This is a genomic window from Ruegeria sp. YTSA075 (assembly GCF_059610245.1).
Window position 1 is genome coordinate 80,091 of record NZ_JBXWNG010000004.1, and the last position, 22,800, is coordinate 102,890.

At 58.2% G+C, this 22,800-nt stretch carries 18 protein-coding genes; 12 read left to right on the plus strand and 6 right to left on the minus strand.

The window, feature by feature from the left end:
• Positions 1 to 17: 17 nt before the first annotated feature.
• Positions 18 to 5,441 (minus strand): alpha-2-macroglobulin family protein, encoded by a 5,424-nt coding sequence (locus tag AC2FGE_RS08935; RefSeq protein ID WP_496818868.1) that lies wholly within the window; start codon positions 5,439 to 5,441, stop codon positions 18 to 20.
• Positions 5,442 to 5,556: 115 nt separating this feature from the next.
• Here AC2FGE_RS08935 and AC2FGE_RS08940 point away from each other — a divergent pair, with 115 nt between their 5' ends.
• Positions 5,557 to 7,746, plus strand: a complete 2,190-nt coding sequence (locus tag AC2FGE_RS08940) for a response regulator (RefSeq protein ID WP_496819251.1) — start codon at positions 5,557 to 5,559, stop codon at positions 7,744 to 7,746.
• 82 nt (positions 7,747 to 7,828) lie between these two features.
• On the opposite strand, the gene yaaA is transcribed toward AC2FGE_RS08940, so the two are convergent.
• The 3 genes from yaaA to AC2FGE_RS08955 all read right to left on the minus strand — a co-directional run bounded on the left by yaaA (position 7,829) and on the right by AC2FGE_RS08955 (position 11,138).
• Positions 7,829 to 8,599, minus strand: coding sequence for a peroxide stress protein YaaA (yaaA, locus tag AC2FGE_RS08945; protein ID WP_496818869.1), 771 nt, complete (start codon positions 8,597 to 8,599; stop codon positions 7,829 to 7,831).
• Between the two features lie 133 nt (positions 8,600 to 8,732).
• A complete protein-coding gene (recQ, locus tag AC2FGE_RS08950; protein WP_496818870.1) occupies positions 8,733 to 10,772 on the minus strand; it encodes a DNA helicase RecQ in 2,040 nt (679 codons plus the stop codon).
• A 78-nt stretch (positions 10,773 to 10,850) separates the two neighbouring features.
• Positions 10,851 to 11,138, minus strand: coding sequence for a YggT family protein (locus tag AC2FGE_RS08955; protein WP_496818871.1), 288 nt, complete (start codon positions 11,136 to 11,138; stop codon positions 10,851 to 10,853).
• Positions 11,139 to 11,266: 128 nt separating this feature from the next.
• Between AC2FGE_RS08955 and AC2FGE_RS08960 the strand changes: the two genes are divergently transcribed.
• From AC2FGE_RS08960 to AC2FGE_RS09010, 11 genes are all read left to right on the plus strand, one after another.
• Positions 11,267 to 12,634: an MFS transporter gene (locus AC2FGE_RS08960; RefSeq protein WP_496818872.1), complete on the plus strand. Its 1,368-nt coding sequence runs from the start codon at positions 11,267 to 11,269 to the stop codon at positions 12,632 to 12,634.
• Positions 12,631 to 13,494, plus strand: a complete 864-nt coding sequence (gene mepA / locus AC2FGE_RS08965; protein ID WP_496818873.1) for a penicillin-insensitive murein endopeptidase — start codon at positions 12,631 to 12,633, stop codon at positions 13,492 to 13,494. Before AC2FGE_RS08960 ends, mepA begins: the two co-directional genes overlap by 4 nt.
• Positions 13,467 to 14,351: an esterase-like activity of phytase family protein gene (locus tag AC2FGE_RS08970; protein ID WP_496818874.1), complete on the plus strand. Its 885-nt coding sequence runs from the start codon at positions 13,467 to 13,469 to the stop codon at positions 14,349 to 14,351. The genes mepA and AC2FGE_RS08970 overlap by 28 nt, the downstream gene beginning before the upstream one ends.
• Positions 14,352 to 14,442: 91 nt before the next feature.
• Complete coding sequence (locus tag AC2FGE_RS08975) at positions 14,443 to 15,090, plus strand: queuosine precursor transporter (protein ID WP_496818875.1); 648 nt, start codon at positions 14,443 to 14,445, stop codon at positions 15,088 to 15,090.
• Between the two features lie 263 nt (positions 15,091 to 15,353).
• Positions 15,354 to 15,773, plus strand: a complete 420-nt coding sequence (gene arfB, locus AC2FGE_RS08980) for an alternative ribosome rescue aminoacyl-tRNA hydrolase ArfB (protein ID WP_496818876.1) — start codon at positions 15,354 to 15,356, stop codon at positions 15,771 to 15,773.
• A gap of 54 nt (positions 15,774 to 15,827) precedes the next feature.
• Positions 15,828 to 16,574, plus strand: a complete 747-nt coding sequence (locus AC2FGE_RS08985) for an SDR family oxidoreductase (protein ID WP_496818877.1) — start codon at positions 15,828 to 15,830, stop codon at positions 16,572 to 16,574.
• A gap of 81 nt (positions 16,575 to 16,655) precedes the next feature.
• A complete protein-coding gene (locus AC2FGE_RS08990; RefSeq protein ID WP_496818878.1) occupies positions 16,656 to 17,669 on the plus strand; it encodes a P1 family peptidase in 1,014 nt (337 codons plus the stop codon).
• A gap of 110 nt (positions 17,670 to 17,779) precedes the next feature.
• Positions 17,780 to 18,193 (plus strand): c-type cytochrome, encoded by a 414-nt coding sequence (locus AC2FGE_RS08995; protein WP_480500269.1) that lies wholly within the window; start codon positions 17,780 to 17,782, stop codon positions 18,191 to 18,193.
• A gap of 198 nt (positions 18,194 to 18,391) precedes the next feature.
• Positions 18,392 to 18,934 (plus strand): isopentenyl-diphosphate delta-isomerase, encoded by a 543-nt coding sequence (gene idi / locus AC2FGE_RS09000; RefSeq protein ID WP_496818879.1) that lies wholly within the window; start codon positions 18,392 to 18,394, stop codon positions 18,932 to 18,934.
• A 57-nt stretch (positions 18,935 to 18,991) separates the two neighbouring features.
• Positions 18,992 to 19,468 (plus strand): SsrA-binding protein SmpB, encoded by a 477-nt coding sequence (smpB, locus tag AC2FGE_RS09005; RefSeq protein ID WP_170379480.1) that lies wholly within the window; start codon positions 18,992 to 18,994, stop codon positions 19,466 to 19,468.
• A gap of 152 nt (positions 19,469 to 19,620) precedes the next feature.
• Entirely contained in the window at positions 19,621 to 19,863 is a 243-nt protein-coding gene (locus tag AC2FGE_RS09010) for a hypothetical protein (protein WP_496818880.1), read from the plus strand.
• A 330-nt stretch (positions 19,864 to 20,193) separates the two neighbouring features.
• Here AC2FGE_RS09010 and AC2FGE_RS09015 read toward each other — a convergent pair whose 3' ends face one another.
• Together AC2FGE_RS09015 and AC2FGE_RS09020 are read right to left on the minus strand one after the other, a co-directional pair.
• Positions 20,194 to 21,042: a class I SAM-dependent methyltransferase gene (locus tag AC2FGE_RS09015; protein ID WP_496818881.1), complete on the minus strand. Its 849-nt coding sequence runs from the start codon at positions 21,040 to 21,042 to the stop codon at positions 20,194 to 20,196.
• Positions 21,035 to 22,723: an FkbM family methyltransferase gene (locus AC2FGE_RS09020; protein WP_496818882.1), complete on the minus strand. Its 1,689-nt coding sequence runs from the start codon at positions 22,721 to 22,723 to the stop codon at positions 21,035 to 21,037. The genes AC2FGE_RS09015 and AC2FGE_RS09020 overlap by 8 nt, the downstream gene beginning before the upstream one ends.
• Positions 22,724 to 22,800 lie beyond the last annotated feature (77 nt).

The window sequence follows — 22,800 nt, forward strand, 5'->3', positions numbered from 1 at the left end:
ATATGCCGGACGGCGGATCACCGAACCTCTACTTGCCCCGTTTCGGTACGTGCACGGTTTTGCGGGCGATACATGTCCTCGACCGATGCTGCCGGGTGGTGGAAGGTGCCGGGCGTGACTGCGCGGGCCACATAGGCCAGCGTCACAGTCTCGTCGCCGGACAAGTCAACCGCCGCCAGGAACCGATCCGAGCGGAATTCGGTATGTCTGGCCTCTGACAGGTCCATCCAGTCCAGCGCCCGCACATCGCCCGAACGCAGCAGGCTTGGATTGTCGATCTCGATCCCGGCGGCCAGCGGATCATCTACCATCAGCCGCGCCCCGCCGTTTTCAAAGGGTGTGACGGTCAGAACGGTGACGAACCGGTCGCCAGTGGCGAACGAGGACGGGTCAAGCGGATCGCCATCCATCGAATAATAGGACCGGTTGATTGCATAGCCGGTGCCGCCCGCTTGCGGCGGGGTGGTCGGGATGCCCGTGACGGTCAGGGTGATGTCTGTTGGGTTCGCGTCGGTGGCGGTGATGTTCAACTCATCCGCCAACCCGCTTTCCAGAACCTGAATAAAGGGGCCCGATACCGGAGCGCCATTCACCCTCAACCCAGACCCGGTCGGATCAGTGACCAGCGCATGGGCGGCCAGCAAAGACCAAGAGGCCTCTTGAGTGGACAGATACTGCCGACCAGCGCTGACACGCTGGATCAGGGCGTCGCGGTCCACCGCCTGACTGCCCGTATTCACCGCAAGCGTCAGCAGACCGGCGGCATCCCGCAGAGTGGTGCCATAATCGGCGCGCCAGCGGGATTGCCCTTGTTCAGGTCGTTGGTCCAGCATTTGGGCCGCGCGGGTGAACATTGCATCGGCGCGGGCCTGATCTCCGTATGACGCCAGAGCCGCCCCCAATTGCGCTGCGGCCAGCGGAGTGTCGAACGCGTCCCCCTTGGCGTCGGCATAATACCGCAGGTCTCCCATCGAGGCGGCTCTTTCACGCGCGAGCACCATCAGAGCGTAGGCAATGTCCTGACCACCCTTGTCGAAATCGGGGGCATAGTTGATGCGGTTGCGCAGGTTATCCATGGCCTGTGCAAAGGCCCGGTCGGGTACTGCGTGACCTTGTGCTCGGGCGCGCGACAGGAAGTCAGTGACATAGGCATCCAGCCAGAAATCGCCGCTGTTTGCTCGCCAGAGGCCGAAGGCACCGTTCGACGATTGCCGCGTCAGGATGCTGCGGATCGAGTCATTGATGCGCTGGTCCACCAGCGGGCCATCGCCCAGCCCGGTCGCCTGCGCGACCGATGACAGATAGAGCAGCGGCAGTGCCTTGCTGGTGATCTGCTCGGTGCAGCCATAGGGGTAGCGATTCAACTGATCCAACAGGCCGGGCGTGTCGAACTTCGCCAAAGCGCCTGCGGACAGGATCGCCTTGGCCGATCCCGGTTGGAAGCCGTCAAAGACATCCTGCGTGAACAGGAAGCTATCACCTTCGCCCATCGAAAACTGCCGTGTCTGAGCCACAACAGGGTCATTCGCACGGATTGGCATCCGTAGGGTTTGAGACAGATCACGGCCATCCGGAGTTGAGATGGCTACGCTGATCTCCGGGTCTCCGACCGCAAGAGCGCGGATGGGGATTTCGAATGTCGCCTTGCCGCCGTCGTCCAGCACAAAGCTGGTGGGAGCATCGCCCAGTTCCAGCCCGGCAGAAGATGTCAGCCCCAAACCCATCTCTCCCGAGGGTCCATCGGCATGCACGATCTCCAACAACATCCGGCTCTGGTCGCCGGGGGCCAGAAAACGCGGCAGGCTGGCGGTGACAACAACCGGGTCGCGGACGATCATCTCGGCCTCGGCCTGACCTACGGCGGCATTGGACCAGGCCACCGCCATTATTCGCACGGTGCCGTTGAAGGCGGGCAGGGGGATGTCGATTTCGACCTCTCCATTTTCGTCGACCTGAACCGGCCCGCTGAAAACAGCCATCAGGTCCTGCGTCGGCGGCGGGGATTGCCGCCGCAGGCCCGAACTGTCCCCGCCGGAACGCACAGTTCCCATTGCGCCGTTCATACCATCGATCAATCGACCATAAACATCTCGCAGATCAACGCCCAGACGTCGCCGGCCAAAATAGTAGCCCTGCGGGTCCGGGCTTTCGAACCCAGTGAGGTTCAAGATACCAACGTCCACGGCAGCCAAAGTCAGCCAGACAGGATCATCCCTGTGCGCATTTTCGACCCTAACAAGGGCTTTTTGTGATTGTCGGGGTGAGGTCACCTCGGGTACGTCAACCGCCACATCCAGTGTACGACCCACTGGTTCGACGGTCGCATGGGCCACGCCCATGGCGCGCGCAGGGTTCTGGCCGGCGGCGACATCCATCGGGCGGATCACTGTTGCGGTGACATAAGCTCCCGCGCCCCAGTCCTCAGTTACCTCAAGCGGGATCACGGTTTCGCCTTCAGGCACCTTGACCATCTGGCGATGGATCACTCGGTTTGAGAGAACTTCAATCTGCGCCACTCCGGCCATGCGCGGGACGATGCGCAGCTGCGCGGTATCACCCGGCTGATAGCTCACGAGATCCAGCGACATGTCCAGCCGGTCGGGCGAGACCGAGGCGTCGGCTGCCTGATACCAGCCCGCAGAGAACTCGACCGCTGTTTCCGCGTAGGCGCCGTCGAGGCGCTGAACGACCAACTCATACTGACCCCAATCGACGGGTTGCGTCAGGTTTATCGGGTCTGTTGTCGTTTCAATCTCGCCCGTCGCGATGCGGGTGCGGCGCGTGGTTGGTTCCCAATTCCAGTTGCCATAAAGCTGATACCATTGATAGCGGGTCTCGACCTTGTTCAGTGTCCAGCGCAGGCGCATGGGTTCCGGTGTCAGGTCGGGTGACAGACCGATGATTTGGAAAGCGGCCTCGGTGCCTTGTTGAAGAACATCCTCAAAGAGCGGGCGCACCCCGATCATGGCCTGCGCTGGCTGCACAGGTGCGGTCAGGCGGCGTTCCACCGGACGGCCCGATCCATCGGCAAGGCGGGCGATAACTACAGCTTCGATCGGTGCGCCGTCAGTCTCTAACACAGGGATCTCCACAGCAATCGTGGCTTGCCCGGCGGCATCCGTGCGGGCGTCGCCGAAGTAGGTGCTGCGGGTCGATATTTCGGAATCGTAGCGGCCAAAGCGATAGGCTTCAAAGCCGGGGACAGAGTCGGCGCGGCGTGTGATGACCTGACCATCAATGCTCAGATCTGACCCCGGTGCGCCGAACAAGTACCGCGCGTCAATCTGCAGGGGCGGCGTGTCACCGGGGCGCAAAGGCGCATCCGGTAGCGACAGGTCAAAGTCGATGCGTTCGGGCAGAAAATCCTCGACCAGCACGGTTTGGCTGGCCAGTGCATCGCCTTTGGGGTCGGATTTGACCTCGATCTTCCACGCCCCGCGCGGCACATCTGCGGCGACAGGCAGAGCAAAGACATGTCCGCCAGCGACCCCGCCATCGGAAACAGCACGACGATATTCAACCCCATCTGGGCGTGACAGGATCACGGTCAGCGGCAGACCATCAATCGCCTGGGCGGTGCTGTCACGCGACAGGGCTGTGAGATGGATCACCTCACCCGCGCGATAGGCCCCTCGGTCGGTGGTCAGAAACACATCAACCGGTCCGGCGGGCGCGCGCCCTTCGACCCCGCGATCCGATAGGTCAAAGGCCGGGTCGGTCAGAGACAAGAAGCTGAAATCCGTATCGCCATTGGATGCCATAACCAGCGCAGGTGCGCTGCCGCCCCTGCCGCGTGTCAGGCCCGCATCAAAGCGGATATAGCCGCTGTCATCGGTCTGACCTTTGGAAATCACCGCATTGGCGTTTGAGATCAACGAGACGTCGATCCCCTCTTGCGGCATGGCGTCTGCCAACCCACGCACGGTGACATGCAGCCCATCGGTGCCCAGCGCGGTACTGATCCCCAGATCGGTCAGAACAAACCATTGGGTCGCGCCGGGATCGTCATAAGGGTCGGAGCCCGGCACACGTGCCGTTAGCGCATAGATACCGGCGGGTTGATCGGAAATCGCCTCGGCCATAGGCAGGCGGGTGGTCATGGTTTGGTTCAGCTCATTCGCAACGTCGGCCGTTCCGCTCCAGATATCCTCGGCAATTTCATCCGAGAACGCCCGTTCCTGCCATTCGTTGAGTGGGCGACCAAAGAAATCCTGCTGAACGGCACGGATCAGGTTGCGGTCACTGACGCGCCGCAGGGTCAGGTCCAGTGTCGGTGTGTTGACTGTTTCAACCGGCAACGCGGCATCTGCGGCCTTTGGCAGAACGTAGCTGCGTCCCGGAAACCGAACCGATGGCGCGCGGTCGCGTACGTAGTGCGTCAGTTCAACGGTGCGGTTCAGAACCTCTCCGGACGCAGCCGGAAGCCCCTCGCGCAGTGCAAGGCGATAGCGCTGACCATGCGCCACCCCATCGACGCATAGGGATTTGCTGTCCAGCTGAACCACCAGCCCCTCATCGTTGCGCTGCACATAGGGGTCATAATCGACCCCGGCCTTGACCAGCGGCTCCGAGAACTCAACGCAGATGCGGGGTGAGGCGGCGTTGCTTTCAACGGTGCTGTCGATGACACGGAAGCCATATTTGCCGATGGCGTCGTCCAGGGCGGCCAGCACATCCTCGCGCGGTTGCACCTGTTCAGCCAGCCGCAAGGCCGAGACCATGTCGCGCCCGCGATCCACGGCTTCCAGCGCGTCAGCGAGTGTCATCAAGGCGGCAATCTGGGTGCCCGGTGCATCGGCCCGAAGATACCCGTTGATTGCGGCATCGACCGCGCGTTGGCGCTGTTCAAATCGACTGCCATTTGCGGGCGGTTTGGCGACCTGCAGCAACCGGGCATATTCGACCCACAGATCCGGCGCGTCGCTAAGCGATACAGCGGCCCCCGTCCACAGCATCGCCAAGCGATTACTTTCGGCGGTTCGCGCGGCCTCCAGCAAAGTCTGCAGATCGCGGCCCCCCGCGTTGTGAGTAAACCCCAGGTCCCGGGCCTGTTTTGCCGCTCGGTTAAGGTCTTTCTGACTAAGGAAGTCCAGCACCTCAGCCCGCGTTTTCCCCAATATTAGGGTCTGATCCGAGGTTGAAACCTTTTGCGCTGACAAAGCGCCCTGATACACTTCTTGCCGGTTCACACCGCTTTTGGGGAAACAGGCGCTCGACCGGGTGTTATAGGTAAAGGCCGTACAACGTTGATTGGCCGAGCAGGCCCGAATGCAGGACGCCAGGTCTGTATCGAATAGTGCATCCAGATCCGAGCCATAGAAATCCGCATCCCGCGTGGTGACATAGCGAAATTCGGGGATCGCAGTCTGGGCCAGGGACGCTATCGGCAGGATCAGGCAAGAAATGATGTAAGCAATTGAAATAAATACAAAGCGGTGCATGACGACCTCCTATTCCAGCACAGCCTCGCACGCAGCCTGCCTGTCACGCAACGGCTTAAACACTTTTTCACCGGTTGACGGGATGCTGAGCGTGGAACGAACGGGATCGAAAGCAATGAGTCTTGCACAGAAACTGGCACAAGAGCGACGCGCGCGTCTTGCGGCCGAACGGATGCTGGAGCTGAAACAGGCGGAATTGTCCTCGGCCAACCGCAAGTTGGGCCGCCATGCCATGGCCCTGACCAAACGCATTGGCGAAACCCAGGCCGAGGTTGAGACGGTCCGGGATGAAAATGAGAAGGTCAAATCAGACCTCACCGTTGCCAATGCAAAAATCGAAGTGGCAGAACGACGCCTTTGGCATTCGATCCAGACCATTCAGGACGGGTTTGCCTTTTTTGACGGCGACAGCCGGTTGATCAGCGCAAACACCGCGTATCTCAGCGTGTTCGAAGGATTGGATGAGGTCGCGCCGGGTGTTTCTTATCTGCGAATTCTCGAATTGCTGACCAGCGAAGGGATCGTGGATATCGGGCAGGAAAGCGCGCCTGAATGGTGCGCACGTATGCAGAGACGCTGGACCCGTTCCAACCCTCCGCCCGAGGTTGTCCAGCTGTGGAACGGTCAGTTTATTCGTCTGATCGACCAGCGTGGCAGCGGGGGCGATGTGGTCAGCCTGGCGCTGAACATCACCGCCTCGGTCCGGCATGAGACCGAGCTACAGGCCGCCCGCGACAGGGCCGAAACCGCGAACCGTGCCAAATCGGCTTTCCTTGCGAATATGAGCCATGAGATTCGCACGCCGATGAACGGTATCGTTGGCATGACCGAGCTGCTGTCCGAGACGCCGATGGACGAAGAACAGCGCCTTTACGTCAACACGATCCGCAACTCGGGAGAGGCTTTGCTGGTCATTATCAATGATGTGCTGGACTATTCGAAGATCGAAGCCGACAAGCTGATCCTGCATCCCGAAAAGTTCGACCTGGAACGCTGTATTCTTGAGGTTGCGATGCTGTTGCAGCCCAGCGTGCGCGACAAAGGCCTGACCCTGCTGGTGGATTACGACCTGTTCCTGCCAACGCTTTTTGTTGGTGATCCGGGGCGGGTGCGGCAGGTTCTGACCAACCTGGTGGGCAATGCGGTCAAATTTACCATCGAAGGGCATGTGCTGATCCGCGTTACCGGCGTGCCCTATCCCGATCAGCAGCACTGCGATATCCATATTGCGATCGAAGATACCGGGATCGGGATCGAGGCCGACAAGATCGGGCACATCTTTGGAGAGTTCAATCAGGTCGAAGACGAACGCAACCGCCAGTTTGAGGGTACAGGTCTGGGCCTGGCCATCACCAAACGTCTGATCACGATGATGGGCGGTGCGGTCTGGGTGGAAAGTGAACTGGGGCAGGGCTCGTGCTTTGGGTTCCGTATCTCTCTGCCTACGGCGGAAGGTCCGCAACCCGTGCCGCCTGATCTGGACGGACGTCTGAAGAACGTCATGGTGGTCGAAGATCTGGCCGTGAACCGGGCGATCCTTGAAAAACAACTCAGCCGGATGGGCGCTAAGGTCACCGTCTGCGCATCAGGTAGCGAAGCGCTGTCAAAACTGGATCGATCGATCGATCTGATCCTTTGCGATCACGATCTACCAGATATGGACGGGCTGGAACTGGCAACAACGCTGAAAGATCGCGGTTGGGCCGATCTGCCTCTGGTGATCATGTCAGGCAATCCGGGTGTCATCCACGCCAGTCCCGCCCGGCAGCTGATCGAAGGCGTTTTGCAAAAACCCATCCCTCGCTCCGAACTGTATAGCCGCCTGATCGCACTGGGCAGCGCGGCGCTCAGCCCCGACCCCTCAGCCGAGCCAGACACCGAACTCCGCGTCGAAGGGGGCAGGTTGATGCGTGTTCTGGCAGCCGAGGACAATCGCACCAACCAACTGATCCTGAAGAAGATGGTAAAAGATCTGAATATCGAATTGCGCTTTGCCGGAAACGGGATCGAGGCGGTTGAGGCCTATCACGATTTTACCCCCGACTTGATCTTCATGGATATTTCGATGCCGAAAATGGATGGCAAACAGGCCACCGCTGAGATCCGCAGGCAAGAGATTGAAACCGGGCGGCATGTGCCTATCGTCGCGCTGACTGCCCATGCCATGGCAGGGGATGATCAAGGTATTCTGTCAGCGGGGCTTGATCACTACCTGACCAAACCGCTGCATAAAAAGTTGATCCATCAGATGATCCTGGATCATCTCCCCGATGGCATTGCTCCGATCACACCTGAAACGGACTGAAATTGCCCCGCCTTCTTCTGTTCAAAAATACCTCGGGGAGCGCGAGGGGCTGGCCCCTCGCTCCAACCGCTTGCCCGACGTATCAGGCCTGATAAGGCCGTACAAAAACCGGTTTGTCCGCCTCCGACAAATCCGCACGATAGGCATATCCACCGCTGTCAAACTCCAGCAACGCCTGCGGATCGGTCAGGCGGTGTTGAACAATGTATCGCGCCATCGCACCGCGGGCTTTCTTTGCAAAGAAGCTCACGATTTTCGGGCTGCCCGCCTTGTCTTCCATAAAGACCGGCGTGATGACGCGTAGTTTCAGGGCTTTCAGGTCCACTGCGCCAAAATACTCCTGACTGGCGCAATTCACCAGAATATCGCGACCAACCTCTTCGGCCTGCGCATTCAACGCTTTGCTAAGCTGGTCGCGCCAATATTCATAAAGGTTTTTGCCACGGCGCGTCTTCAGTTTGCTGCCCATCTCCAATCGATAAGGTTGAATTGCATCCAAGGGGCGCAACACGCCATAGAGGCCTGACAGAATGCGCAGGTGATCCTGTGCCCAGGCCATCTCATCTGTATCCAGTGAGGCCGCTTCAAGCCCTTGATATGTATCCCCGGCAAAGGCCAACGCTGCGGGGCGGGTGGCCTCAAGTTCGGGCGCATCGGCAAAAGCGCGATAGCGGTCTCGGTTCAGACGCGCCAGATCATCGCTGAGGTCCATCAGCTTTTTCAGTTCGCTAAGGGTCAGGTTGCGCGCTGTTTTCGATAGGCGGATTGCGTCATCCTGAAAATCGGGTGCCGTCACCTCAACATCCCGCTCTGCCCAGTCCAGCCGCTTGGCCGGGGAAATCACTACCAGCATATCCGCCCTCTTTCTTTGCCTGTCCTGCGGTATCTAGGTCGTTTTGCGTTTTACCAAAAGAGCTTTTGTCGAAAGGCGCGGTGGACCGCAGGGAGAGGCCGCGTCTTTCGACACCATTGCAACGCAAAGCGACCTAACCCGCATCCCGCAGCACGTCCAGAAAGGCCGCGCCAAACCTTTCGTGACGGCGATCGCCCAACACCTGTTCGATCCCGCGCGGATCATCCGGGCGTAGCTGCGCCACCTTCGCCAGTTGCGAGGCAGAGCAAGTCAGTGGTTTGTCGATTCCATCCGGACCACGTGACAATAGGGACTGTACCTCCAGCAAACGGTCATAAATCTCACCCTGATCGCGGCCCGCCAGTTTACGGCGCGCGGGGTGAACTGCAGCGGCCTCGCCTGCGATTACCTCAAGAAAAGTATCGCCATAGCGTTCCAGCTTCTTCGCACCGACTCCGCCAATCCGGGCCATATCATCCAGCGTCATCGGGCGCTTTTCGGCCATTTCGATCAGGGTCCGATCCGGGAAGATGACATAGGCCGGAACACGGGCGGATTCCGCCAAGGCCCGGCGCTTGGCTTTGAGCGCGCTCAGCAGCGGCGCGTCTTCCTCGCATACCATCGCTTTGACCGCAGGGCGGCGCGTGGCCTTGCGGATCGTGTCTTTGCGCAGCTCAATCTGCGCCTCACCCTTCAGGATCGGTTTCGCTGCCTCGGTCATACGCAGCGCGCCGTGGCGCTCGGGGTCGGGGCGCACCAGATCATGCCCCATCATCTGTCGGAAGATCGCTTGCCATTGCGGGCGGGACCACTCCTTGCCGATCCCCCAGGTGGACAGCGCGTCATGACGGCGGGCGCGAGTTTTATCTGTCTCATTGCCCAAAAGAATGTCGATCAGATGGCCTGCACCGAACCATTCCTCGGTGCGCAAGATCGCAGATAGGGCCATGCGGACCGGGGTGGTGCCATCGAAAACCTCGGGCGGAGTATCGCACAGATCGCATTTGCCGCAGGGTTCGGCCTGTTCGCCGAAATAGCCCAACAGGGTCTGACGGCGGCATTTCAGCGCCTCGGCCAGACCCAGCAGCGCGTTCAGGCGGGCGTGGTCGGCCATGCGCCTTTCAGGCGGGGCGAGCCCTTCATCGATCTGCGACCGGCGCAGGCGGATATCATCAGGGCCGAACAGAGTGAGGGTTTCAGCCGGGCCGCCATCGCGACCAGCGCGCCCGATTTCTTGATAGTAGGCTTCGATGGATTTGGGCAGGTCCGCATGGGCCACCCAGCGGATATCGGGTTTGTCGATTCCCATCCCAAAGGCCACGGTGGCCACCACGATCAAACCGTCCTCGCGCGCGAAACGGGTTTCGACAATGCGGCGGTCTTCGGGATCCATGCCGCCATGGTAGTGACAGGCCACATGGCCCTCGGCGCGCAGCGCTTGCGCCAGCACCTCGGTCTTGTTGCGGGTGCCGCAATAGACGATGCCGGACTGACCCTTTCGCGCCCCGGCGAAATCGAGGATCTGTTTGCGGGGGCCGTCCTTGGCACCGAAGGCCAGATGGATGTTGGGCCGGTCGAAGCCACGCAGGAACTTGCGCGGGGCGGTCCCGTCGAACAGCTTCTCGACGATCTCATCTTGGGTTTCGGCATCTGCGGTGGCGGTGAAGGCAGCCAGCGGCACGTTCAGCGCTCGCCGCAGCTCTCCGATCCGCAAATAGTCAGGGCGGAAATCGTGCCCCCATTGGCTGACGCAATGCGCCTCATCCACGGCGATCAGGCTGACATTGATCCGGCGCAGCATCCCCAATGCGGATCCGGCCGCCAGGCGTTCGGGGGCCATGTAGAGGAGTTTCAGCCGTCCGGCCTCCAACGCCTCCCACACCGCATCGGTTTCTTCGGGGGTGTTGCCCGAGGTCAGGGCGCCTGCCTCAACCCCTGCTTCCTGCAACCCACGGACCTGATCGCGCATCAGGGCGATGAGTGGGGATATCACCACCGTCACCCCGTCGCGCAGCAGGGCAGGCAGTTGGAAGCACAGGGATTTACCGCCCCCCGTAGGCATGATCGCCAGCACGTTTTCACCTGCGGTCACGGCATCGACGATCTCCTCCTGCCCGGGGCGGAAGGCGTCAAATCCAAAGACATCTCGCAGCAAGGGTGCGGAGTCGAACATCTGCGGGGTGGCCCTGTTTTAAGGTTTATCTGCTCTTAAGACAGGACAATCACATACTAAGATTCGGTGAACAAGAGGTCAGTAAAAATAGACCGCATTGTTGATCAGGATGATCCGCAGAGCATAGACACCGATCAGCACAACCAGAGGGGTTAGATCAAGCCCGCCCATATTTGGTAGGAAACGGCGAATTGGGCCATAAATTGGCTCCAAGATGCGGTTCAGCCCGTACCAGATTTGCGCCACCAGCTGCTGGTGCAGATTCAGAACCTGGAAGTTGATCAACCAACTCATGATCACATGAGCAAGAATGATGAACCAGACAATGTCCAGGACCAGCAGCAGGATTTGTATCAGCGACAGCATAAGCACTCCGTTCTTGACTGGCTGAGACCTAAGCGCACCTGCCGCAAAGAGCAAGACCGGGCCAACTGAAAGCTTGCGAAATGGGTCAAACGCCCGTCTTATGACATCAAAGAACATCAGGGGCAGAGATGGCAGAGATTTCCAGGCGTAAGCGCATTTGGGGTTGGTGGTTCTTTGATTGGGCCAGTCAGCCCTATCACACCTTGTTGGTGACCTTTGTTTTTGGTCCCTATTTTGCCGGGCTGGCTGCCGGATACTACTCTGGTACAGGGCTGGATGCCGAGGCCGCCGCTGCGCAAGCACAAACCGTCTGGGCCAATTGCCTGACCATCACCGGATTGATCATCGCCTTTGGCGCCCCCTTGCTGGGGGCAATGGCCGATGTGTCGGGGCGGCGCATCCCGTGGATTTTCGGCTTCTCGGTCATGTATGCAGTGGGCTCGGCTGCGCTGTGGTACACGATGCCGGACGGGTCGAACATGTGGCTGATGCTGTCGGCCTTTGGTTTGGGATTTGTCGGCGCGGAATATGCGCTGATCTTCGTCAACTCTCAGCTGCCCGATCTGGGGGACGACAGTGAAGTGGGCGAGATTTCCGGTTCGGGATTTGCCTTTGGCTATTTCGGCGGTCTGATCTCTCTGGCGATCATGCTGGCGCTGTTTGTGGAACAGCCCAACGGCAAGACGCTGATCGGGATGGACCCGCTGTTTGGGCTGGATGCGGCGCAACAGCAGGGCACACGCTTTGTCGGGCCGTTCACGGCTGGATGGTTCCTCCTGTTCATGGTGCCGTATTTTCTGTGGGTGCGTGATGACGCGCCGACGGATAAAAAGGGCAGTATGGGCGAAGCGCTGAGCCTGCTTGCCAAATCCATATCAAACCTGCGCCATCGCCTGAGCCTGGCCAGCTATCTGGGCTCGTCCATGTTCTACCGCGATGCGCTGAACGGGCTTTACAGCTTTGGCGGCGTCTATGCCCGCTTGGTGCTGGAATGGGACCTGATCAAGATCGGTGTGTTTGGCATTGTCAGCGTTTTGGCCTCGGCGATCTTCGCTTGGATCGGCGGCAAGATGGATAAGAAATTCGGCCCTAAACCGGTAATCCTCGTGGCGATTTGGGTTCTGATCTTTGTGTGTGTGACCGTTGTGTCAATGGATCGAACGCAGATCTACGGCATTTCGCTGCCCGAAGGGTCCGGCCTGCCAGATCTGGTCTTCTTTGGTTGCGGTGTGCTGATCGGCGGCATGGGCGGTATCCTGCAATCGGCCAGCCGGTCGATGATGGTGCGCCATACCGATCCAAAAACCCCGGTCGAAAGCTTTGGGCTCTATGGTCTGTCGGGCCGCGCCACGGCCTTTGCCGCACCTCTTCTGATCGGGATTGCAACAGCTGTGACCGGCAGTGCAAGACTGGGGGTGTCACCCATCATTCTGTTGTTTATTCTGGGTCTCATACTGATGCGCTGGGTGAAACCTGAAGGGGATCAGAGCAGATGATTTTACGACGTTTTCTTATCGTTTTGGCCGCGCTTGCTTTGGCGAGCACAGCAACGGCCGAGCCCTTGGCCAAGCAGTTGTTCGGGTCAAAACGGGTTAGTTCACAACAAAAACCGGCTGCTTTCGGCAGTTATTCGCGTGGATGCGCGGCCGGCTCGGTGCAGTTGCCTGAAACCGGACCGACTTGGCAGGCCATGCGCCTGTCGCGCAACCGCAATTGGGGTCATCCTGTTGCGATTGACTATGTGCAGGACCTCAGCCGATTTGCCGCAAAGCAACCGGGGTGGAACGGCCTTTATGTGGGGGATATCAGCCAGCCAAGGGGTGGGCCGATGACATCGGGCCATCGGTCCCATCAACTGGGTCTGGATATCGATATCTGGATGCTGCCGGGCGGCGACATGCGCCTAAGCCGCAAAGCACGCGAGAACCTTTCGTCGATTTCTCTGCGCCGCTCGAACGGGGCCTTTGTGAACAACAATTGGACCAAGCAGCACCACGCTGTGCTGCGTGCAGCGGCGAAGGACAAACGCGTGGCGCGGATTTTTGTATTCCCCGGAGCCAAGGTTCAGATGTGCAAGGACGAGAAAGGCAACCGTGCATACCTGCGCAAGATCAGGCCCTGGTGGGGGCATCACTATCATTTCCACGTGCGTCTGAACTGTCCCAAGGGGTCAAAAGGCTGCGTCAATCAGGACCCAATTCCCAAGGGTGATGGCTGCGCTCAGGCGCAGGAATGGGTGAACAACATTCTCAACCCGCCGCCGCCCAACCCGAATGCGCCTGCCCCCAAGAAACGCCGGGAATATGTTCTGGCTGATTTGCCCAAGCAATGCGCCGCCGTTTTATCGTCAAACTGATCGCTGCATGTCTGTGTACCGGCTCGGTTGGGGCGGTTGAGGTCAAAACTGCATCCCAACTAAGCAGCTTTAACTGGAGGAACAACGCCGATTGGTTCGGTGGTTTCTCGGCGATTCATGTTTCGGATAAGGGGCGTCATCTTACGGTTCTAAGCGACCGGGCGACCTTGATAACTGCGCGGGTCGACCGCGACGGGGATCAAGTATCCGACATTCGCATTTTGGGCCATTGGCCGGTCTTATCCAGTACCGGGCGTATCATGCTGGGCTATGCTGGTGATTCCGAAGGGATCGCAATGGCCCCGGATGGTGGTTTTTATATTTCTTTTGAAGGTGTTCACCGCGTCGCCTATTATTCGGCGCCGGGGACAAACGCCCGTGTTCTGCCGCGCCCCAAAACCTTTGATGATCTGGAGCGCAACGGGTCCTTCGAAGGTCTGGCCATCGATGATCAGGGGCGCCTCTACACCCTCACGGAGAAGAGCCGTACAGTGGATGGCGAGATCCCGGTCTATCGCTGGGACGGGCACACATGGTCAACGCCCTTCGTGTTGCCTCAGAGGGGTAAGTTCCAACCTGTTGCCGCTGATTTCGGCCCCGATGGGCGTTTCTATGTGCTTGAGCGGACGGCATCTATCACCGGCTTTCGGTCGCGTCTGCGGCGGTGGGATGTCTCTGGCGATACACCAGAAGCCGAAGAAATCCTATTCGAGACCAGCAAAGGCACGCATGACAACCTGGAAGGTTTGTCAATCTGGCGCGGCGATCAGGGGCAACTGCGCGCCACGATGATTTCGGATGATAATTTTCTGGCGTTGCAACAGACCGAACTGGTTGAATATCTGCTGCCCGATTGACAGGTGCAGAGCAAAGGTCTAAACGCACGGCTTGCCTTGGGATGAGCCCGAGGCCAAGTCGCCGCTACCTTGTCAAAACGGGCATCTGAAAATGCAACGCTCTTATATTCCCGGCATCCTTGCCATGGCCACCATTGTCGTGGCGTCGAACATTCTGGTCCAGTTCCTGATCCTTGATGGGTTGCTGACCTGGGGTGCTTTCACCTATCCGCTGGCCTTCCTGGTCACTGACATCATGAACCGCGTCTATGGCGTGGGTCCCGCCCGCAAGGTCGTGTTTGCCGGGTTTGTCACCGGTATCATCTGTTCGCTGATCGGCAGTCAGATCATGCTGCAAGGCGACGGTTTCACCTATGCCGCTGTCCCACTGCGGATCGCCGTCGCGTCAGGCACCGCCTTCCTGATCGCGCAGCTGACCGATGTGACCATCTTCAATTCGTTGCGCGGTGGCCGTTGGTGGCGCGCACCGCTGGTTTCGACGCTGGTCGGATCGGCGCTGGACACGGCGATTTTCTTCACCCTTGCCTTCTCGGCCTCGGTCACCTTCTTCGGCGCAAACGCTGACGCCGCGATCAACTGGGCGTGGGAGCCAGTGCCGTTCATGCTGTCCGGCCCAATGGCACCGCTTTGGGTGACGCTGGCTTTCGCGGATTGGCTGGTAAAACTGTCGCTGGCCCTGATTGCCCTGATCCCGTTCAAGATGATCGTCGCTCGTCTGACCGCTGCACAGCCTGCCTAAAAAAGTGCTTTGAGAATGGCGCATCTTGTGTCAGGTTCAAAGCTAACCGCAACAGATAGAAAAGGAGGTGATCCAGTGTCAAGAAAGAGATTGGAGAGAGGTGTCGGAACAACCGGGGGGACAGCCTGCTAGGGCAGCCCTTGGCGGAGCGCTCGCTCCGGCTGGTCGATCGATCTAACCGACCCGACCTCCTGAACTTTCGAAGGGCCGTCCCACCGGGGCGGCCCTTTCTGTTTCCACTCGCGCCTTGTAAGGTCCAACCCATGTTGCGCATTACTGACGATATCACTCTGCAAGACTGGGAAATGACCGAAAGCTTTGTACGGTCTTCGGGTCCTGGTGGTCAGAATGTCAACAAGGTCTCCACCGCCGTGGAATTGCGGTTCGAAGCCGTGCGTTCACCGTCTTTGCCTGACCCAGTCAAGAACCGCTTGAAACGACTGGCCGGGCGACGCTGGACCAAAGATGGGGCGATCATCATTCAATGTGAGGAAACCCGCAGCCAGGCCCGCAACCGCGAGATCGCGCGTTCCCGATTGGCTGAGCTGATCTCACGGGCGCTGGTCAAACCCAAGCGCCGTATTGCCACCAAGCCTACCTACGGCTCGGTCAAACGCCGTCTGGCCGCGAAAAAGGCTCGTGGCGACGTCAAAGTACTGCGGGGCAAAGTCTCAGAAGATTGAACTGGCAGTTTCGCGGCACCTTGCTAGTCTGACCCGGTAAGGGAGAGCCAGATCATGAGGTTAGAAGGTAAAACCGCACTTGTAACGGGCGGTGCCTCAGGCTTTGGGGCCGGGATCGTGCAGCGGTTCCTGTCTGAAGGCGCGCGGGTGATGATCGCCGATATCAACGGTGATGCGGCACAGGATATGGCCAACACTTTGGGTAAGCAGGCCGTCGCTCAACAAGTCGATGTGTCAAACAGCGCCTCGGTTCACTCCATGACCGAGGCTGCAACAAACCACTTCGGTACCATCGACATTCTGGTCAACAACGCCGGCGTCACCCATCTGCCAACTCCGCTGGAAGATGTCTCAGAGGATGATTTCGATCGCGTCTTCAACGTGAATATGAAATCCGTCTATCTGACCGCCCGCGCCTTTGTGCCCGCCATGAAAACGCGCAAAGCAGGTGCCATCCTGAATGTCGCCTCCACGGCGGGCCTGTCGCCGCGCCCGAACCTGAACTGGTATAACGCCTCCAAGGGCTGGATGATCACTGCGACCAAAACGATGGCCGTAGAACTTGCCCCAAGCGGTATCCGCGTGAACGCAATTTGCCCCGTGGCTGGGGAAACCCCGTTGCTCAAATCCTTCATGGGCGAAGACACGCCCGAGATTCGTGCCAAGTTTCTGTCCACCATCCCACTGGGTCGCTTCTCAACCCCTCAGGACATGGCCAACGCTGCTCTGTTCCTTTGTTCGGATGAGGCCAGCATGATCACCGGCACTGCGCTCGAGGTCGACGGTGGCCGCTGTATCTGATCCACTCTTCATCTGGCCAAAAATATCCCCGCCGGAGGCAGCGCGCCTGCGCGCTTCCCACCCCCAACATCACAGATTGCAATGACCCCTGGACCCAAAAATCTGATCACCGATGTTTCTGGCTTGAAGGTTGGCAACGCCCAGGACGCCGATCTCAAATCTGGCACAACCATTCTTACGGCGGACGCTGCTTTCACAGCCTCGGTTCATGTGATGGGTGGCGCGCCGGGGACGCGAGAAACCGATCTGTTGGCCCCTGATAAATCTGTTGCCCATGTCGACGCGATTGCCCTGTCTGGCGGTTCAGCCTTTGGGCTGGACGCATGCTCGGGCGTGTCAGATGCACTAAGGGCGCTGGGCCGGGGATATCCGGTTGGCAACACCGCGGTTCCGATTGTCCCCGGCGCGATCCTGTTTGATCTGTTGAACGGTGGCAACAAAGACTGGTCCGAAAATCCCTATCGTGCGCTCGGGCGGCGCGCCTTTGAGGGGGCCAGCGAAGACTTCGCACTGGGTACTGCTGGCGCAGGAACCGGAGCCCTGGCCGCGATGCAGAAGGGCGGGTTGGGCTCGGCTTCGGCAGTACTGGACACAGGGATCACAGTAGGCGCGCTTGTTGCGGCCAATCCGCTGGGGAGTGTTACAACCCCCGGTGACCGGCATTTCTGGGCCGCCCCATTCGAACAAGGCGAAGAATTCGGTGGTTTAGGCCCTGATCCGCGCGCCGGATTGGGCCAGCCGGGCGCGAGCCGCAAGGCCAGCGCAATGCGGGCCGATCCCGAGAGATCGAATACCACAATCGCCATTGTCGCCACCGATGCGGCCTTGTCGAAGCCGCAATGTCATAGACTGGCCGTGGCCGCGCATGATGGCATCGCGCGCGCGGTCTTGCCTGCCCACACACCGGGGGATGGTGATTTGGTCTTTGGTGTCAGCACAGGGGCGGTGGAGTTGGCCAATGATGCCGAACTTGGGATGATCGGCCATGCGGCTTCGCTCTGTTTGGCGCGGGCTATCGCGCGTGCGATCTATCTGGCCTCGCCCGCTACGGGCGATCTGCTGCCCTGCTGGTCACAGCTCAACATGTCTGGTTAGGCCCGGCGTTTTGCTACCGCGACACAGACTACGCGCGGCAATCTGCGCGTTGACTCACCGGCGCTACAAAGCTCCATTTAGGCCAGCCACGCAAATCTGGAGCAAAGAATATGAATCGTTTCCTCGCCACCACAATCGTCGGCTTGCTTGCCCTGCCTGTTTATGCAGAAGGTGATGCAGAGGCGGGCAAGAAAGCTTTCAACAGATGCAAATCCTGCCACATGATCGCTGACCCTGCGGGCGATGTGATTGTTAAAGGCGGTAAAACCGGACCGAACCTTTACGGGGTCGCAGGCCGTACCGCAGGGACCCTGGAAGGGTTCAAATATGGTGACAGCATTGTCGAAGCCGGCGAAAACGGACTTGTCTGGGACGAAGAAACCTTTGTCGCCTATTCTCAAGATCCCAGAGCCTTCCTGAAAGAATACCTGGATGACACTGCGGCCAAGTCAAAGATGAGTTTCAAACTGAAATCCGGTGGCGAAGATGTCTATGCCTATATCCTCAGCGTATCAGGCGAATAGGATTTCAGATGACCCGATGACAAATCGAAAAGCCGCCTTACCTGCGGCTTTTCGTAAGGTTGATAATCCGACCGATCATTGCCATTTTGTCCCAACGCGGCCCGATCCGGAGCGGATGGGCCCCGATGCCAAGCCGATCCGGCCATAGCACCACATCAAAGTTCGCCAGTCCGATGGATCGGCATCAGGAGACGACATATGGGAATCATGATCCCGGCTTGGGTTGATGGTGAGTTGACCCCCGTGGACAAACTTGAGGCACATGAAAAAGGCCTCAGGCACAAGGCTGTGTCTGTCTTTGTGGTGCGTGGCACTGAAATCCTGATGCAGCGCAGGGCGTTGGGCAAGTACCACACGCCGGGTCTGTGGGCGAACACCTGTTGCACTCATCCTGACTGGGACGAAGGTGCGTCGGCCTGCGCAGTGCGCCGTTTGCGCGAAGAACTCGGGATCACGGGGCTGTATCCTGAATACCGTCACCGTCTGGAGTATCACGCCGATGTGGGCAACAACCTGATCGAGCATGAGGTGGTGGACGTTTTCTTAGCGCATGCACGTGGCCCGCTGAAGATCGAGCCGAACCCGGACGAAGTGATGGATATTCGCTGGATCGACTATCACGATCTTCTGGCCGAGGTGCGACGCCACCCGGAACGCTTTACACCCTGGCTCAAGATTTATCTGCACAACCATTCCGACACGATTTTCGGTCCGGACCTGATCATTTCCGCACAATCGTGATGTGAAAGCCTGCGCTGGCCTTGCATGGCAGGTGCAAGCCGCCTAAATCAACCCGTCATGGCCAAGCAGAAGACTGACCCAAACTACAAAGTGATCGCCGAAAATAGGCGTGCCCGCTTCGACTACGCGATCGAAGAGGATATCGAGTGTGGCATCATGCTGGAAGGGTCCGAGGTCAAATCCCTGCGGGCGGGCGGATCCAATATTGCCGAAAGCTATGCCTCGGTCGACGACGGAGAGCTGTGGCTGATCAACAGCTACATCGCCCCGTATGAGCAGGCCAAAGTGTTCAAGCACGAAGAACGCCGCCGCCGTAAACTGCTGGTCTCGCGCAAGGAATTGTCGAACCTGTGGAATGCGACACAACGCAAGGGCATGACACTGGTGCCGTTGGTTCTATATTTTAATCACAAGGGCCGGGCCAAGCTGAAAATCGGTATCGCCAAGGGCAAAAAGCTGCACGACAAGCGCGAGACCCAGGCCAAGCGGGACTGGTCACGCCAGAAGCAGCGATTGATGAAAGATCACAGCTAGGGTCAGGATGCAGTAGTTTCCAGTGCGCTGCGTGTTTCACGACTCGGAAAACGAAGCGGTGACATCAGCGATCTTTTCTGGCTGATCGACGCGCAGAAGATGCGTCCTAAACCCTTCCTTCCGAAACCCCATTCACGCTGATCTATCATGTAATGCTCACCCAGATAGAAATTCCGCGCCAATGGGATACCCGACAGGGCGCGGATTACCGGATCAGACCCTACAATGGCAGCGGAGCGGTCGGGGCGACGCTGCGGCGATCGTCGCCGCAGGTTTGGCAGGCCGTCATGTTCACGGTCGGAGGGATCGGCGCGGTCTTTCTGTTCATCACCAACCGGATCGACCCGGCGGCGCAGGAAAGCTGGGCCGCAACAAAAGATCAGCAGCCCGGATGACAGTCCAGTTCACGACGCCACATCAAGCATTTGAAGATGAAGTGGTGATCTACCCCCCAAAAGCGTCCCTCGTCTTAAAGTAGGGTTTGCTCACCCCTTCAACAGAGCAAGCCAAATGCGATTACCGCAGGCCGAATTCGTTACGATACCTTTGAACAACTCAGAGTTCGCAAACACGTCCACAATCTCGTCAGGAATCTCGCGGTTCCGCCGACGTTCCTTTGGCCATTCATCAGAGTATGTCGGGCTAGAAGCTATCTTTCCTAACCAAGACAGCAAAAGTTCAGCCACTGACCGACGCATGCGATGGGGCCAAAGCCCATGAGAATCCTAGGAAGATTGCGGCAGAAGCTCTGTGCTAAAGCGGTCCATTGCTGCGCTGAAATCTTTGTCCAGATACTCGTTCCCCATAATCACACTCAGCAGGATTTCCTGAACCTGGGATTCCAGCATTTCAATCGAATTGAGCGAGAAGTTTCCAACATTTTCAACTTGTTCGGCCGACAGTTTGTCAGGTGCATAGAAGACGTAGAAATACTGTGACACGATCATCTCATAGCCATGCGCGCGCCCAATATTCTCAAGCCCTTTCACCGAATAGAAGAAGACGTGTTGGCCGCAATCCGGCAGATAATAGAGCCAGTCTTCCGGCTGATCATCAACAGGCCAGGTTGTAAAAATGAAAATCGGGGCACCCCGGGACAGCAAGTCATCCAGTGTGACCTTCGGATCAGGAAGATGTTCGAACACTTCAAACGCAGTGATAACATCCGCTGAAATGTCATCGATATTCTCAAGCGCGGAGTAGCTGGAAAAGAGCGGCTGAGCAAATGCATCGAAGGTTTGAAAATCCCGCCCGACACTCCTCATCAGGCTGGCAAACAGCCCCGGGCCTGCTCCAAAATCCATACCCTTTGCAGTCAAAGGGATTTCAAGCAGGTCCAGAAAGACCTTCGCGGCCAACCAGTTCTTGATGCAACGAGGTGCTGCGCCAACATCTATGGTCAGGCCCGGAATTGCGTAAGATTCGTCCAGCCAGAAGGGATAATCCGTCTGCTGACTGCCGCATTCCTGGCAGGCATAATAGCGAACGTCATAACGCCGCAGAATTGTCTTTGCGAAAATGTAATCGGTCGCCCCACCACACAGACGACACGAAGTATCTGTTTTATCATTCATAGGTGCGTGCTTTCATCAGAAGGTTGGTTGCAACATCGTAGCGCTGGAATTCTGCGCTGACTTCATATCCCAGATCGGCAAGCAAGGCATGGAACCTGTCCAGATTTTCGTTCCATACTTCCACAAACAGCATTGGCTGGCATCTGGCAATGGTTTGGGAAAGGCCTTCGATGACTTCGCACTCCATACCTTCGACATCGATCTTGATGAAGTCGAAATCCTCGTTCCCAACAACGTCATCGCCTTTTCGAATTTCAAACCCGCCCACCGGATCCGGGTCGAAATGCGCCCCTGCTACGTTGAAAGCCTGCGAGATCTGGATGCGCGCAGAATGCGAAGATGCACCAAATCCCATACCCAGGTTTGACAAATCAACGGTTTTCAGTTCGTTCAGCGCAACATTCAGACGCAAAACCGAGATAACGCGTTGCTGCAGTTCAATTGCCGTGACTTTCTGCGCCTTCAGGATTTTCTCGAAATAGACCGCATGGTTCCCGATATTTGCGCCAATATCGAGTATTCGGGCACTTGCCGGAACATGTGCGCCAATCAGTTCCAGTTCTTCGATTTCGTAGAATTCCCCGGCACAGTGATGCGCCTGTATGCTGTCATGCGGATTGTCCACGAAGAACCGAAAAGTCTGCCCGGCATGGTCGAACGTTCGCACGCTGCCCTGATGTTGCGACAGCGTTACCGGAGGCGAGGTTTCGCCACATTCCGCAATCGCCACTGACAACAGTTGGATATTGGGCAAACTCACATCCGGAAGATCAATCTCCGGCTCGCTCAGTTCCGATCCATCGACAAGCCCGCTGTGCTCAAAGACAATTGGCAGAACGTTATCATCCGGCAATGTCGCGCTTATCGTCCGACGGACAGGTGCTGCCGCACTTAGATCAACCGAAACGGGGTCCGCATCGGCCACGCGCAGAACAAGGCCCGCCTCTGGCCTGCTTGCAGGATCCAACGCGCGCAGCTCAATGCTCACCTCCACCTGTCTGGTGGAAGGTGCCTCAAGAGAGAAGGCCATCTGTGACCTATAACCGTGCGAAACCACCCGGCCGGATCGGGTCATGAAACCCGTTTGAAACTCTGGGCCGCACTGGCTCAGATACCCGTCATATGCAAAGCGGACCGGCAGTTTGGGGCGGATCGAATAGGCAAGATAATCAAAGGCCGGTAAATGTTCGACATTGAAGGCTTCGGACCACCATCCTGTTTCCCCCGATGACGGCAAACGATGGAATCCGAAGAACGCCGTGTTTTCCATCGTAAGGTGGAGTTGGAACTGCGGATGGTCTTTTAAGAACTGAAAACACAGATAATTCGCCGGAACATTCAAGCACGGCAAAACCAGAACCCCGGTGTCGGACAAACACTCAAGCGCCTGTTTGATCGCGCGCGTCGTGTCCAGAAGGCGATACGGGCCGCCTATGTAGAGGAGATTGATGCTTCTCGACTTGAGAGCGCGGTTCGGGGAATCGTGAACGCGCTTCCAGTCAAAAGCGTAATACTTGGAATAGGCTTGCATGCATTGCGCAAACGGGTTGTCCCCGAAAGCAGCAGATTTCACTTTGCGAAGCGCATGAAAATGACTCTGCAAATAATACTCTAGGTACTTCTGAACGTGTACCGAAAAGGTGCCACTTGCTTTCATCACTGGGCTCGTATCTCCACTCATCACGCCATCCTTGTCCCAGACATGATGTTTGCCATCATGAAATCGTTTTGTTTTGTCCGCAAATCTAAACGCGAAAA